The sequence below is a fragment of the Tunturiibacter gelidiferens genome (assembly GCF_014201335.1).
In the GTDB taxonomy this organism is placed as follows: Bacteria; Acidobacteriota; Terriglobia; order Terriglobales; family Acidobacteriaceae; genus Edaphobacter; species Edaphobacter lichenicola_E.
In genome coordinates this window covers 150,124-164,548 of record NZ_JACHEB010000011.1, presented here as the reverse complement: position 1 = coordinate 164,548, position 14,425 = coordinate 150,124, and the positions used below count along the sequence as shown (strand labels likewise).

General features: G+C 53.8%; 10 protein-coding genes. 2 read left to right on the top strand and 8 right to left on the bottom strand.

Annotation, left to right across the window (positions count from 1 at the left end; all coding sequences use genetic code 11):
• Positions 1 to 39: 39 nt before the first annotated feature.
• Positions 40 to 1,155: a LacI family DNA-binding transcriptional regulator gene (locus tag HDF14_RS20520; protein ID WP_313899650.1), complete on the top strand. Its 1,116-nt coding sequence runs from the start codon at positions 40 to 42 to the stop codon at positions 1,153 to 1,155.
• Positions 1,156 to 1,191: 36 nt separating this feature from the next.
• Here HDF14_RS20520 and HDF14_RS20515 read toward each other — a convergent pair whose 3' ends face one another.
• From HDF14_RS20515 to HDF14_RS26895, 7 genes are all read right to left on the bottom strand, one after another.
• Positions 1,192 to 3,198, bottom strand: a complete 2,007-nt coding sequence (locus tag HDF14_RS20515) for a glycoside hydrolase family 97 protein (RefSeq protein ID WP_183980414.1) — start codon at positions 3,196 to 3,198, stop codon at positions 1,192 to 1,194.
• A gap of 155 nt (positions 3,199 to 3,353) precedes the next feature.
• A complete protein-coding gene (locus tag HDF14_RS20510) occupies positions 3,354 to 6,902 on the bottom strand; it encodes a TonB-dependent receptor (protein WP_260698453.1) in 3,549 nt (1,182 codons plus the stop codon).
• 546 nt (positions 6,903 to 7,448) lie between these two features.
• A complete protein-coding gene (locus HDF14_RS20505) occupies positions 7,449 to 8,882 on the bottom strand; it encodes a sugar porter family MFS transporter (RefSeq protein WP_260698452.1) in 1,434 nt (477 codons plus the stop codon).
• Between the two features lie 2 nt (positions 8,883 to 8,884).
• Complete coding sequence (locus tag HDF14_RS20500; RefSeq protein WP_183980410.1) at positions 8,885 to 12,322, bottom strand: DUF5107 domain-containing protein; 3,438 nt, start codon at positions 12,320 to 12,322, stop codon at positions 8,885 to 8,887.
• A 192-nt stretch (positions 12,323 to 12,514) separates the two neighbouring features.
• Positions 12,515 to 13,198, bottom strand: a complete 684-nt coding sequence (gene galT, locus HDF14_RS20495; protein WP_313899654.1) for a galactose-1-phosphate uridylyltransferase — start codon at positions 13,196 to 13,198, stop codon at positions 12,515 to 12,517.
• Positions 13,171 to 13,551 carry a galactose-1-phosphate uridylyltransferase gene (galT, locus tag HDF14_RS27275; RefSeq protein ID WP_313899649.1) on the bottom strand — a complete coding sequence of 127 codons (381 nt, stop codon included), beginning with the start codon at positions 13,549 to 13,551 and terminating at the stop codon, positions 13,171 to 13,173. The genes galT (HDF14_RS20495) and galT (HDF14_RS27275) overlap by 28 nt, the downstream gene beginning before the upstream one ends.
• Positions 13,548 to 13,946 (bottom strand): hypothetical protein, encoded by a 399-nt coding sequence (locus HDF14_RS26895; protein ID WP_260698463.1) that lies wholly within the window; start codon positions 13,944 to 13,946, stop codon positions 13,548 to 13,550. Before HDF14_RS26895 ends, galT (HDF14_RS27275) begins: the two co-directional genes overlap by 4 nt.
• On the opposite strand from HDF14_RS26895, the gene HDF14_RS26890 reads away from it, so the two are divergent.
• On the top strand, positions 13,914 to 14,096 hold the full coding sequence (locus HDF14_RS26890; RefSeq protein ID WP_260698467.1) for a hypothetical protein: 183 nt from the start codon (positions 13,914 to 13,916) through the stop codon (positions 14,094 to 14,096). The two genes, HDF14_RS26895 and HDF14_RS26890, sit on opposite strands and share 33 nt — an antisense overlap.
• Positions 14,097 to 14,197: 101 nt before the next feature.
• Here the strand turns inward: HDF14_RS26890 and HDF14_RS26885 are convergent, their stop codons facing one another.
• On the bottom strand, positions 14,198 to 14,386 hold the full coding sequence (locus tag HDF14_RS26885; RefSeq protein ID WP_423247788.1) for a hypothetical protein: 189 nt from the start codon (positions 14,384 to 14,386) through the stop codon (positions 14,198 to 14,200).
• Positions 14,387 to 14,425: the final 39 nt, after the last annotated feature.

The window sequence follows — 14,425 nt, the reverse complement described above, 5'->3', positions numbered from 1 at the left end:
GACAAAAGGACTGTTCCGTGGACGCAAAATCGCCGTACGATGGAACCTGCGCTCAATGCTGCCACTATAAAACCTATGAATAGCACACCGAAGAACGCGGGAATCAAAGAAATAGCTGAGGCACTCGGGATATCGATTGGAACTGTGGATCGTGCATTGCACGATCGTAGAGGCGTCAGCCTGAAGACAAAAGCGAAGGTCCAAAAGATAGCGGACCAATTGGGATACAAACCTAATCTCGCGGCTCAGGCTTTGAGACTCAATCGCAGAATCAAGATCGCCGTAGTCCTTCCCAAAGAAATCTCTCACTTCTTCGACCCTTTGCGTGCCGGCATACGCGAAGCGGCTGCGGCATCGGTTGGAATGCACGTTGAGGTCACGTTTCACGAATACGCGCGCCTCGGATATGGGGATTCGGAGCTTCTCGAGGCCCGGCTGAAGGAAGACAACGACGGCATTATCTTCACGCCGGGGAACCCTAGAAAGCTTGACTCGATCATTCACCGGTTGACGGAACATGGAACCGCGATGTTCTGCGTGTCGAGCGACGCACCGAACAGCAGCCGAATCGGCCTGGTCTCGACACATGCTTACACCAGCGGAGCGTTGGCCGCCGAGCTTCTCGCTCTGAAACTTAACCGCAGGGCGCATGTCGCCACAATCACTGGTGAGCTTTCCACGCTTGACCATGCCGAAAAGCTCCGCGGCTTTGCGGCAACCCTTGCTATGATTGCTCCTCATCTCAGCCTGCTTCCCGCAATCGAATCGCATGAGCGTCCCAAGGAAGCCTACCGGCAAACGTTGGCGCTTGTCCGCGAAGAGGTGAAGCCTCAGGGGCTGTATATCAGCACAGCGAATAGTGCCCCTGTCCTTAAGGCGCTTCATGAAGAGGGTTTGCTGGGAAAAATCCAGATCGTCACGACGGATCTCTTTGGAGAGCTGGTGCCGCTGATTGAAAATGGTCAAATCCTCGCGACTCTTTACCAGCGGCCATTTACTCAAGGAAAGGTCGCCTTTGAGAACCTCATGACTTACCTGCTTGAAGAGAAGAAGACCTCTTCCGTAGTTCGTCTCGCACCGCATATTATCTTCCGCAGCAACCTTCCTCTGTTCTCAGACCGTGTCTCCGGCCTCGGTGGCACGGAGCCATCTTGAAGAGGGCGAAAGTTTCCGCCCTCTTCGGAGAGTTGCTCAGTTGTTGCTCTCTGGTACAAATCGGATCGCGCAGCCTCCTCCCGGTGCGAGCTTCAGAGTCAGTGTCTCGCTATTGCGTACACTCTGCTTTTTGATCGAGACGTTCTTCGGATTGGTGCCGGCGTCGGAGGCGTCTTGATAGATCTCGGCAGTGTAATGGCCCGCCCCGAGGAAGTTGAGCGGGACACGAAGCTCACGTGGAGTCCAATTCGTGATGCTCCCCAGGTACCACTCTTTTCCATGACTTCGGGCGATGGTCACGTACTCACCTGGATCACCATTCAACACTCGCATTTCGTCCCATGCTGCCGGAACATCCCGAATAAATTGGAAGGCGGGTTGGTCTAAATACGCCTGAGGACTATCCGAAACCATCTGGAAGGGAGTCTGAAAGACGACGTAGAGTGCAAGCTGCTGCGCTCGGGTGCCCATAATCATTGGGCTAACGTCTCTCCCAATGAACTCGTCTTCGGTTACGTTGTTGAATCCGCCCGGCGTGTAGTCAAGAGGCCCTGCGACCATGCGTGTGAACGGAAAGACTGTGCGATCTACTGGACTATCGCGTCGCGCCACCTTGCTGTTCTCGGCTCCTAAGACTGCTTCATAGCTGAGCACATTTGGGTAGGTCCGCTCGATACCCCAGGGCTTGCTCGCGCCATGAAAGTCGACCATCAGATGGTGCTCTGCAGCTTCACGCGCAACGTCATAGTAGAACTTGATCCCATCCTGGTCGTCTCTGTTGATGAAATCGATTTTTACACCGGCCACTCCCCAGCTCTCGAAGAGAGGAAAAGCTTGCTTCATCTGATCCATCACAGAGGTCGAGTAAAGCCAGATCCAGACCTTGACATGCTTGCTCGCCGCGTAACGCACAAGTTCGGGGACGTCGACATTCCCGCGCAGTTTGGTGATGTCGCGTCCGTCTGCCCAACCTGCATCGAGTAGCATGTAGGGAAAGCCGGAGCTTGCGGCAAAATCGACGTAGTATTCCATGTTCCTGGTTGTGTACGCGGCCTTACCGTCAGGACCAACGTCGCCCGCCCACCAGTTCCATGAAGCTTTCCCCGGGTGAATCCAGCTGGTGTCCTGCACCCGATTTGGCGGATTCAGATCCGATACTATGTTGGACTCCATCAGTTTGCCAGGCTCCTCAGCGACCAATAAGACTCGCCAGGCAGAGTGGTGTGGCAAAGTTCCTGTAAGCGCAAGACTTGGATCGTCGAATCGAGGTGAGAGCTTCGAGACGAAGTAATGGCCAGCCCAATTCCCTGAAGGATTAGTAACGTACATGCCGGTATTACCTTCAAGATCGGCCTCTGTCAGCGCCATCCACGCCGCGCCTGGAGAGTGCATCAACAAAGGCAAACCGATTAAGAAGCTGCTTGACACACCACCCTGATTGCTGAACGCCGTGATCGGCAACTTCACATATTCACTCTCATAGCTGCTGCGGTAATTCGGAAGGGCCAGCGCCCAGGTCGTCGCATCCGTACTGATGCGAAACTCAGTGTCTTCCTGCTTTAAACGCAGTTCTTTGAGCCCATCCTGCTCAGGTAAAACATAACGAAACGCAATCCCATCGTTATAAGCCCGTGCTTCAATCACAAGAGACCGATTAGGGGCAGCATTCTCGACAGCGCGTAACTGAACACTGTTGTATTGATCGTGAATTCCGCTCGCTTTACCTGCTATCAACGTGTAATCGTCACTTCCCTTTCCAGGCGTGCTTTCAACGATCTGCACCTTGCTTCCCAAAACTGGCTGATCGACAAGCTCCAGAGCAAGTGCGGACTGATCGACTATTTGCTTCCCAGCGAAGGTCACCGAGTAAACCAGCTTGCCACCAGTTCCAGCCTTTTCAGTTCCGGCTACTGTCGAGAACTGAATGGAAAGCCGTTGATTAGGAGAGGCCAACACGACAGGGCCTATTTCGGAAAATCCGGTTTGGCAACAAACAGTCGCAAAAACGGCCGCGAGAATCCTGCTCTTCGAAAACCACTGCATGAAAAGACTCCCTAAAAAAGTAAGCGAAGGAGGTTTCCCTCCTACCTTTCAGTGTCAATGCTGCGTTCGACAGGTCGGACAAAGGAAGGCCGCACTATGCGGCCTCCTTCGTCCCTTTTCAAATGGAATGTATGGGAAAAACGTTCGCATTTCTGCTAGAACGCATATCTCAGGGACAGTTGAAAGAAGCGGGAGTTCGGGGTATTGCTTTGGATAATCCTTGGAGCGTTCAACAAACCTCCACCTGGACCATCGGACGTATTGGTTGGATTGGCGATCGTCGGATGGTTCAGAACGTTGAAGGAATCTGCCCGGAATTGAAGGTACTGTTCGTGATACGTCGTAAAGTTTTTGAAAACGGACATATTCACTGCGTTGTTCCCAGGTCCATAGAAGTGGTTCGACTTGCCACCGAGGTATTGAATCGCGGTCGCCGGGTCGGTAATTTTTGTACCTGCCGCAAGCGTTGGCAGAGGATTTGCGAATGCGCACGGATTATAGAAATTGACCCGATTTTTTACTGAAGTCGGACACGGGATAAGACCGCCTGAGTTATCAGTAAATGCAGCAATGTTTGAGGGATCAGGTGTGCCTCCAGGAGCAAAGGGATTGCGTACCGGGATAGCTCTTCTTTCGTCTGTTCCAGATACTCCATTGTTGCTTGGAAATACAGTGAAGGGCGATCCGCTCTGGGCAGTAAAGGTCAAACTCGAAGACCATCCTCCGGCCAAGAGATCAACCAGTTTGTTGGAGTTCGCCAAATAGGTTCGTCCCCGGCCAAAGGGCAACACATAGTTCCCATTCAAGGTCACACGATTGCGAACATCGTAAACAGAGTTGGTGTACTCGGTGATGGCCGGAAGAAGAGCTCTCTGCCGTGCGTCGATGCCGGTCGATAGACCGCCGGCTGAGTTGCTGTCGTCAAACGCGTGCGCCCAGGTATAGGTGGCCAGAAAGCTCAGGCCGTGTGAGGTACGCTTCTCCAGCTTGGTTTGCAGGCCGTTATACGTACTGACTCCACCGTAATGAATCGTACCTATTCCACCGAGATCGGGATATGGCTGTAGGGCCTGCGTGTTGGTTCCAGAAGGATACAACGCCTGAACTTGGTTCGGATCGGTGTAGGTACCCAGATGGCGGGAGACATTTCCCACGTAGCTGATGGTCGCAGCCAGGTTCGTCGATATCGACTCCTCAAACGACAGGTTATAGTTCTGCGTATAAGGAGACTTGAACTCGGTATCCGTGGCGTGAAATCCGGGTTGATTGACGGCGTTCAGAAGGCCATTAGTGAGCGTGCCAGCCAGTCCTCCCTCCAGCGTAGTTCCGTTCGAAGGGCAATTTCCTAACGAACAGCCAACAGGATTAGTGTTGACCTGACCCCTGAACGGAAAGTTATCTCCCAGGTTATTGCCGCCATTGCTTTCCAGACCACCAAAGAAGATGCCATAGCCACCGCGGATGACGGTCTTCGGGTCCGGCTGAAAGGCAAAACCGACACGCGGAGCAAAGTTCGTCGATTGAGTGTTTACGAGACGTTCGTTGTTCACGTATCGGACAGTAATGTTATCCTTCGCCAAAATGGCCGGGAATAACGTACCTAAAGAAACCGTATTCTGAATGCTGGTCGGCAACTCCAGGACGCCTGTGCCGGCTCCATTGGCGAGTGGTGCGCCAGGAATGAAGTTTTCCTGACGTCCCGAGTTCTCCTTATAGGGGAGGAAGTAGTCGTACCTCACACCCAGATTCAAGGTCAAGCTCTTCGAAAGCTTCCAATCGTCCTGCGCATAAGCGGAGTTATACCATCGGGCATCGTTGACGTTTGGCGCAGTCGAGATCGCAGAGGTATTGATCTGATCGGCAAGAAAGTCCGCGATACCGGAGCCAGTGGTCGCACTCGACGCTGGATCACTCGTGTAAAGTCCGGTGAAATAGTAGTTGCCAAGGGAAGACGGCGCATACCGGTAGAAGTTTCGGATGGATTGGAAGGCGACGCCAAACTTCAGAGAGTGATTGCCCAGGGTCTTGGTGACGTTATCCAGTATCTGGTAGACGTTTTGGGTTTCGTTCGAAGTGCCCTGTGAGCCGGCATTCGAAAGACCGTTGATATTGCCAGTGCCGTTATTGTAGATAAGGAACAACGGCAGTCCCCCTTCGTTCGGCGAGAATGGAACGCCTCCCAACCCAAAGCTGGGAGCCAGGTCGACATTGGCGTTGGGCTGAAGGAACTGTGATTTCCCCGCGGTGAAGCTAAAACGAAACTCGTTGATAAGAGTCGGGGTAAAGAAATGAGTCTCACTTCCTACAAAGCTTTGATACAGGTTAACGTCGTTCTCACCGCCGTAGGGGCTACCGTCAAGAATGGGACCAAGCGGAAGACCATTAACCGTAATTCCATGAGTATAGCTATATCGTGCATAAGCCTGGTCGTGCGCGCTGATGTTCCAGTCGAGCCTTTGATCCCATTGAATGGTATTTAGGTGCACAGGGACGTTTACCGCGTAATTTTGAAATGTCTTTCCTCCATTCACATTAGGCAACGGATAAAGGTCGATGAGCTTCTTCGCAACCGCATTGAGCCCATTCGGATCGAAGACGTTATTTCGTCCCTGAAAAGATTGCGTGTTTGCCGCTCCTCCGCCTGAGTTCGGGCGATACAGTTGCGTGCTCACGCTGTTCAGCAGGGGGTTGAGCAACTCTGAAAAGTCCCCATTCCGCTCCAGCGCTGTTGGCACCGTGTATGTACCAGGATTATTGAAGGCAATACGATTGGCCTCGATATCACCGAAGTAGAAGAGCTTGTTCTTGATGATCGGGAATCCCAACGTGGCTCCGAACTGATTCTCATGATAGGGAGGGGTCGTCAGAGCGTTGAAGTCAGTCGCATCCAGACTTGTATTGCGGACATACTCCCATAGGCTGCCATGAATCTGATTGGTACCGGATTTAATGCTGGCACTTAGTACTCCGCCTGCGGAGTGTCCGAACTCGGCACTGAAGTTGCTGGTCTGCAGACTGAACTCCGACAGCGCATCCGGCGGAGGGCGAATGATGTAGGTTGATCCATTCAGAAAATCCACGAGGTTCGTGTTATTGTCCACGCCGTCGAGGATAAAGTTGTTCTGTTCCGCGTGCTGCCCGTTCGCTACAAAGTCGCCCGAACCAGAACCCCTTGTCTGATTGAAGGTCGATACGACTCCGTTGGTCAGTTGCGCAATATAAACATAGTTCCGACCATTAAGAGGCGTATTGCTGATGGTATCGGCACTGATCACCTGGCCAATCGAACTCGTCTGCGTTTGCAGAAGGGGTGGAGCATCAGTGACAGTCACAGTCTCTGAAACCGAACCTGGCTTCAGGGCGATGACAAGGTTCAACCTCTGCTGCGCATCGAGATGAACGTTCTGCTGTATTGTTCTCTCGAAACCCGATGCGGAAGCACCAATCGTGTAATTGCCAATCTTCAATGGAGAAAAAACGTAGACTCCGCTGCTGTTCGAGGAACCCTCGAGAACCAGGCCGGTGTCGGTGTTGGTCACGGTCACCTTAGCGCCAGGGACCACTGCGCCGCTGGGGTCCTCCACGACGCCAGTGATGGTGCCTTGATCTACTTGGGCTATCGCATATCTGTTGCCGAACAGTATTCCCAGAACGCACGCGAATAACAACGAATAGTGCCGAATCCTCACGTAATTTTTCTTCAATCTACTCTCTGCCATTTCACTGCCCTTTCTGTACTTCATTCTTTTTTCTGTCGAAACTTCTGGCCACTCGGAATCTGTTACAGCGCCCAAACACGCTCACCGGGAATCAACTCAGCAAAAAAGAGTGTACGTTACCGGAGAAAACACTATGCCTTTATTTGCTGGACTGTCAAGCATAATTCTTTTATCTCTTTTACGTCCGAAAACATTGGCCAATAGTGAAATATTGTCACTTCCTGAGGAGTGAACGTGTACGTTGCCTCAGTTACTCCTCTTCCCTTTACTTCCAGCCCCTTCCAGGCGCTACTTTGACCGGGCCCGAGCAGACCAGTACACGTCACGGGAGGGTATCCGCGGATTGGATGAATCTGGAGTAAGTTGGTTACGAAAAAGGGTTTTTTTCTCCAAGACATACGTCTGATCGTCCCGTCTCTCGCGCTGAAAACTCACAGTCGTCGCATTGATTTCTTGCCGAAGACGCTATGACTGGAATCGGACAACGGAGGCTCAGTCTGCTTTACGCTACGTGTCGAGCAGACTGAATGATTAGTTGGAGGTTAGGACCTTGGCCTCAATCTCTTCGAGCGTTTTGCCCTTGGTCTCAGGCACATAAACGAAGACGAAAGCCGCGCCAAGCATGCAGATGGTTCCGTACCCAAGGAATGTACCTGAGCTGCCGAGGACACGATTGATAAGAGGAAAGGTATAGGTGAGCGCGAAAGACGCTACCCAAAGGGCACTCACGGCCACTGAGACAGCCCTGGAGCGAACATGGTTCGGGAATATTTCCGAGATAAGAACCCATGTCACTGGAGCCAGGGTCAACGCATAACAGGCGATTGCACTGAGGGTTAGCACCAGCACTGCACTGCCGTGAAGTCCGGCTCGGTAGGCATATCCCGAAAGAAGATGAGACAAGCCGACCCCAACACAACCGAGAAGCATCATTGGGCGTCGTCCGACGCGGTCCACGATCAACATGGCGATTACGGTAAAGATCAGGTTGATAGCACCAGTGATAACGATGTTAAGGAGGATGTCATTCTCACCATAGCCGGCGCTGCGGTAGACCTCCGCGGCATAATTGAACAGAATATTGATGCCCGTCCACTGCTGCAGGACAGCAAGTCCGGCTCCAATGAGGACGATCTTCCGCACCCCAGGCAGCCACAGTTCTCGCCAAGACGCTTGTGCGTTCTCTTCCGCCTGAAGGGTCACTTTGATGTTGGTCACTTCACGGATCGCATAGGAAGGCCCCCCAACTCGGCTGAGAACTTTGTATGCCGCATCGCTTCGTCCCCTGGCTAACAACCAACGAGGGCTCTCAGGAATAAAAAGCGACATCATAGTAAACAGCAGTGCTGGAACGACCACCGCGCAAAACATCCAGCGCCATCCATACTGTACGTTCCAAGTCTGTAGGAAGAGAGCCTGGCTGATGTGGTCGGGAATCGGGCGAGCGATCTTCCAATTTGCTATCTGTGCCAGAAGAATACCCACCACAATTGCAAATTGATTCAGACTGACGAGTCGGCCGCGTATCGTCGCTGGACTGATCTCAGCGATATACAACGGCGAAATGTTCGAGCTCAGACCGATCGCCGTTCCGCCCACGATCCGCCAGCAGATAAATGTCGCGAAGGAGTAGGACCAGCCCGTCAATCCGGACGATACCGCAAACAGAATTGCCGAGGCGATTAGCACGCGCCTTCGCCCAAAGCGTTCCCCGGCATAGCCGGCAACGAATGAGCCGGCGAAGCAACCAACTAGTGCGCAGCTGTTTGCCCATCCGATCATCTCCTCCGACGTCAGGTGGAAATAGGCTTCGTAGAACTGCCTGGCTCCTCCAATGACAACCCAGTCGTATCCGAACAGCAGCCCGCCCATCGCCGCTGCGAGGGTGATGGCCCAAAGATAGACAGTTGGTTGAGGCTTCGCCATAGAAGCGCTGGTTGACGGATGAGCCGTGGCACCTACCATCCCTACCTCACAGCCGTTTCGATCGTCGACTGCAAATCTGCGGCTGCGGTATGGTTTGCGTCAAGGCTCCTCACCTCGGCCAACATCTCCGCCCCTTCCACGGAACGACCTGAGCCCAACAGCGCCTGAGCTTGAAGGAATTTTGCGGTAATATCCCGTCGAAGAAACAGATCTTCCTCAAAGAGCAACATTGCTGGAAGCGACGTCGCGAAGTAGTCGATCTTAGGAGTTTGATTCGCAAGCTCGATCGAATAATCGTATATCTGCTGAAGCAATTCTTTCGCTTCTTCCTCTCGCCCCAAGCTGGAAAGGGCCAGGGCGCTCCAGTAGGTATTTTCTGAGACTGCGTGGACCTGCATCTGCTGAAAGTCGCCTCGATGCTCCGCCGCCCGTCGCCAGTGCAAGACTGCCTTCTCGTGATCCCGGTTGGCAGCAAAACTGACACCCAACCAATAATCGATCATGCTGAGATTCATGAGTAGATGCTTAGCCTCACTGATGCTCTGCGGCGGATTCCCGGCGGATTCGAATAGGAGGATGGCCTCTGAGATGTCTCCTGCCGCCAGTGCCTTCTGACCGAGCAGAAGGTTGGCACGGACATACTGAGATAGCACCAGGCCTTCGCCTCCCTCCCATGGCTGAAACTTGCGAGAAAGCAACACCTTCAACGCCTCCTCCGGTTGTCCAGCCTGGTTGTAGAGCAGGGCTAACTCAACCGAAAGATCGTCGCGAGAAGCAACCAGGTTGTTCAACTGCTTCAGAGTAGAGAGCCTGAGTTCTGGCGACTCGCCGGTGCGCTTCATCAACAGATCGTGCTCATATAAGATGCGGGCGTCTGAGGGGGCTGCTACGCGTGCGCGCTCGAAGGCCCTGCGCGCCTTGTCAGCGTCGCCAAAGACGTTGTAATAAGCGATCCCAAGGTTGCGCCACACCGTCGGATAATTGGGGTCCAATTTGGTGGCTCGCTCCCATTGCTCTATCGCCTCTTCATGGCGGCGTCGGTCGTAGAACAGATTCCCCAGGTAGTATGGAGCGCGTGAATCCATCGGGTTCCGCTCGATTGCAGCCTTTAGAAGATGGATCTCCTCGAGTCGGTTGGGAAATACATAGGTACCATCAGCAGCGGCTGCCAACCGATAGGTCTCGGTCCCCTTCTCAGAATCGCCAAGCAGAACGTAGACATGCGCAAGCGCATAGAGCAGCATGGTGGCGGCCCCATCTCGTCCTTCGATCTGATGAAGAGAAAACACATCCCTCGCCTCTTCGAGCAAGCCGGATCGAAGAAGGTCGAGTCCGAGGTCCAAACGCTGCTGTCCGTTGTTTGGCACCGCGCGCGACAAGATGTACCGGCTCCAGTTGTCCAGGGGATCGAGCTTAAGTGTTGCCTCGAGACAAGCGTCGGCCTCCTTTTGTTTGCCTAGCCGCTGAAGGACCACCGCCTTCAAATTGCGCGCGTTCAGGTTGTCCGAATCTGCGCGCAAGGAACGCTCGATATGCTCCAGCGCCTGCTTCCACTGCCGCCGTCTGCAATCGATCTCGGCAAGACGATGGTATGCAGGTCCGCGCCAGGCTGCATTCCAGGTTGACTTGTAAAACGCCTCGTACCCCTCGAATTCTCTTCCTTGGTAACCGAGTGTCAGTCCTAAATTGTAGTGTGGCTCACCGTCGTATGGATTGGGATTGCGCTGCGTCATTCTCTCAATGGCCGCACGTATGTACTGCTCGGCAACCTCAAATTCTCCACGTCTCAAGTGCCAGCGGCCTAACGCATGGTTGGATCGACTGTCTCCGGCGTCCCGACGAACCGCCTCAAGCCAATACTCGTCCGGATTTCGCGTCGCGTGCCTGTATTGCTCCAAATGCAAACCGACAAGGTATAGCTCATCGTTCGATTCGATATCGTGAGGCAGGTTCGGCTCCACTGCAACAATCGGACTCGGCGCAGCAACAGTCTCCGCGGGCGCAAAACGAAGGATGACCTCTTCTTCAGCGCCTTCGCCTGCCTTCAGTGTTAGTTCCAGTCCCTTCGCTTCCGACCCGACCGAGAATTCTTCATGCAGTGGGAGCTCAGGCTTCAACTCTCCGTGCCATGTTGCGATCCCCCCGTTCTCAAACTTAACCGATAGAGTTGCCTGACGCAGTACACGAGTGACGAGCAGGTGAACCACGACCTTGCCCGGAAGCAGCTCCACCCGAACCGCCGCATCTGTGTTTGCGAGATCCGGCACACCGATCTCTCTAACCGGATACCAGAATTGACTAAACGTCTTCGTCTCTCCCGGAGCCAGAAATGAGAAGTCAGGCTGGTTGTCGGTATAGACTCCCGACATCAGTTCGACGTAAGGTCCATCGGAGTCGGTAAGGCTTCGGTCCCACGCGTAACCGAACTCATGATTTCCCCAGGTCCACTGCTTCTTTCCTGGAGAGATGTGGTGATTGGCAACATGCACCATTCCGGCACCTGCGGCGTGATCGTACCCTCCCGCAAAATCTCCCTTTGAGTTCGCAACCATGTAGCTTGTCGGGACAGGAATATTCGCGTACCAACTCAGATCATTGGGAGGATACGAACCATCTGGCACGAAATGCGCGGGCATCTCCTCCACCGGAACCCCGTTGATCGCCCGCTCTCCGTAGTCGATACCGTAATAGCGTCCTTGACTGAAGGGAAACTCTGTGACGGCGCGCTTAGCATGATCAGCGACGAAGCGGACATCGGTGGGAAAGAACGACTGATACTTCTCGTGGACCTTGGTCGCAACGTTTGCCCACCATAGAAAAGTCTGCGTATCCTGCGTTCGATTGTAGAGACGAACCTTTAACTCCAGAAAGCCTTTCCCCGGATGCAGACAAACACCATGCATCCCCTTCATTCTCACCATCGGGTCCTGATCGCTGCACCAGATCGTAACCGATCCATCTTCTTGATTGCGCTCAATCGAAACTTCTACCGGCATGAAGGTCGCAGGTCGATGATGTTGCGGCCAGTTAAACTCCACCCCACCGGAAATCCAGGGACCAGCAAGACCAACCAACGCTGGCTTGATCACGTTCTGACGATAAAAAAAATCATAGCCACTGAGTTTGTCGTACCCGACGTGAATGCGTCCGCCGATTTCCGGCATAATCATCAGTCGGATGAACTCATTTTCGATATGGACCGCCTTCCACTCCTGCGGTCGCGGTTCCGTATCGATTCTGTCGACAACCGCCATCGGGTAGACCCGACCACTACTGCCCTGATAGACCCTCTTTTCGAGAAACAGTGGATTCGGGTCGGGATCTGCAGGAAGGTAAGAGAGCATCACCACCGGCTCTTCCCAGGCTTTTACTGCGCCCGTCTCGGTGGACGGCGCGTTTGGCAACTGCAGCAACTTTGGAAGCCCCTCCCCCGATGGGACGACGCAGCCGCTAACGAAAGAACCGTTCTGTCCTGCCATATCTCCCCCGGATAACGTGCGTGCGCCGACCCCGAGCATCTCAACGAAGCCTGCCCTAATGCCATCGCGACGAAATCAACCGTTTACGTTACCGCAAGTCAGACTCTAGGCTGCCATCGCACCCTTGTCAAGGAAAGATGACACGCAATGCTCTCATCGCCGCCTATGCTTTGCGATGACGAACAACGAAGTCTATGTCGTCGCCAGGGTTCGCGCAGACGCTTTGCGCAACACATCCGCTGCCGACTCTGGAGTAATGTCCCTCTGCGGTCCACCGAGCAGTTCGAACCCTACCATGAACTTCCGAATCGTCGCGGATCTCAATAAAGGGGGACAGAAGTGAACATGGAACTGCCATTCAGGATGCTCTTCCTCATCGTAAGGGGCGGGGTGCAATCCCATCGAATAAGAAAATGGAGTCTCGAAGACCGCGTCGCAGGTCGCGGTGACGGTTTGCAGTATATCCGCAAACTCCAGCTTTTCTGCGGCGGTCATGTCCTCCAGCCGCGCTACAGGTCGGCGTGGCAGAATCATGACTTCGAACGGCCAAACGGCCCAATACGGGACGAGCGCTACAAACCCCGCATTCGCTCCCACGATACGTTCTCCACGAGCCACTTCAATTGCGAGGTAGGCGCACAATAAAACTTCATGCTTCTCTTTGAAGTGGGTCTGCTGCCCCCGAAGTTCTGTCATTACTTCATTGGGAATCGATCGGCTGGCCCAGATCTGTCCATGCGGATGGGGATTGCTCGCTCCCATCATTGCGTCTCTGTTCTCGAAGACCTGGACGTAGGCGATGTCCTTCCGTGTGCCTAGTTCGACAAACTGCTGCTCCCAGACATCGACTACAGCTCTAATGTCCTCCAGCGACATCTTTGCCAAAGTAAGGTCGTGACGTGGTGAGAAGTAGATGCCGCTTTCCCGTCGGCGACCAGAAGCCCCTTCCCGTCCTCATCGTCGGCAAAACTCGGAGCGTCGAGCTTTAAGGCCGCATAGTCATTCTCGAAGACATAGGTATTTGTGTACTTGTCCGTCTGGGCCCCTCCAGCACGACTATTTCCAGGGCAGAGATAACAATCAGGATCATAGGTCAGCGCCACGGCAGTCGCGGTTTTCTCCACCTCCCCCTGCCACGGCCTTTGCGTTCGATTGGGAGACACCAGCACCCACTCTTGCTTCAAAGGATTGAACCGGCGATGCGGATTCATTCGCTCCAGTGGATTCATCGTGCTGTCTCCCGCGGTGCGATCGCCAGAGCACCGTCGGAGGGTTCACACACATAGCAGTTGGCCAAAATCCCTTTGGACCGCTCATACTGTCGTTGTATCGCCTCGATAAACCGGTCGGCATGGTCCGCTCTAACCAGATTCACCGTGCAACCGCCAAAGCCGCCGCCCGTGATTCGAGCTCCCAAACATCCATCTTGTCTGGTTGCGATCTCGACAAGCGCATCGACCTCTTCGCAACTTGCCGAAAAGTCATTGCGCATACTGACGTGCGCCTCCACTAAAAGTCTGCCGAACTGCTCGAGATCCGAGTGCAACAACGCTTCCCTTGCTCTAAGAACTCGAGAATTTTCGGAGATTATGTGGCGGCACCGCGCGAAACTTTCCTCGGACATCTCGTCTCTGCAAGCGTCGAGGTCCTGAAGCGTCGCGTCTCGCAGGAGTTCCACGTGGAGAAACACTCTCCGCAAAACTGCCTGACCGGCTTCAACTTCATCGCGCCGGTTGCCATACTCTCCGGTCGCTACGGCATGCTTGACCATTGAATTGCAGATCACGACCTTCACCTCATCCGGTAGAAGCAGTAATTCATACTCCAACGATCGACAATCAAGCAGCATCGCCCGGTTCGCAACAGCTCCAGCAATCACGAATTGATCCATGATGCGCTCTTCGCCCCGACGAATTCGTTTTCGGCGCGCCGACAGAGATTTGCAACCTTTTCGAGAGGCAACTCGACTTTCGCGTGACTCAACAACGCCGCTACCGTCGCAACCTCGACCGATGCCGACGAACTCAGTCCCGCGCCAAGGGGAACATCTCCGGCGAGACTGATATTGAAGCCACCGATTTCAATACCTTCTTGCAGGAGACT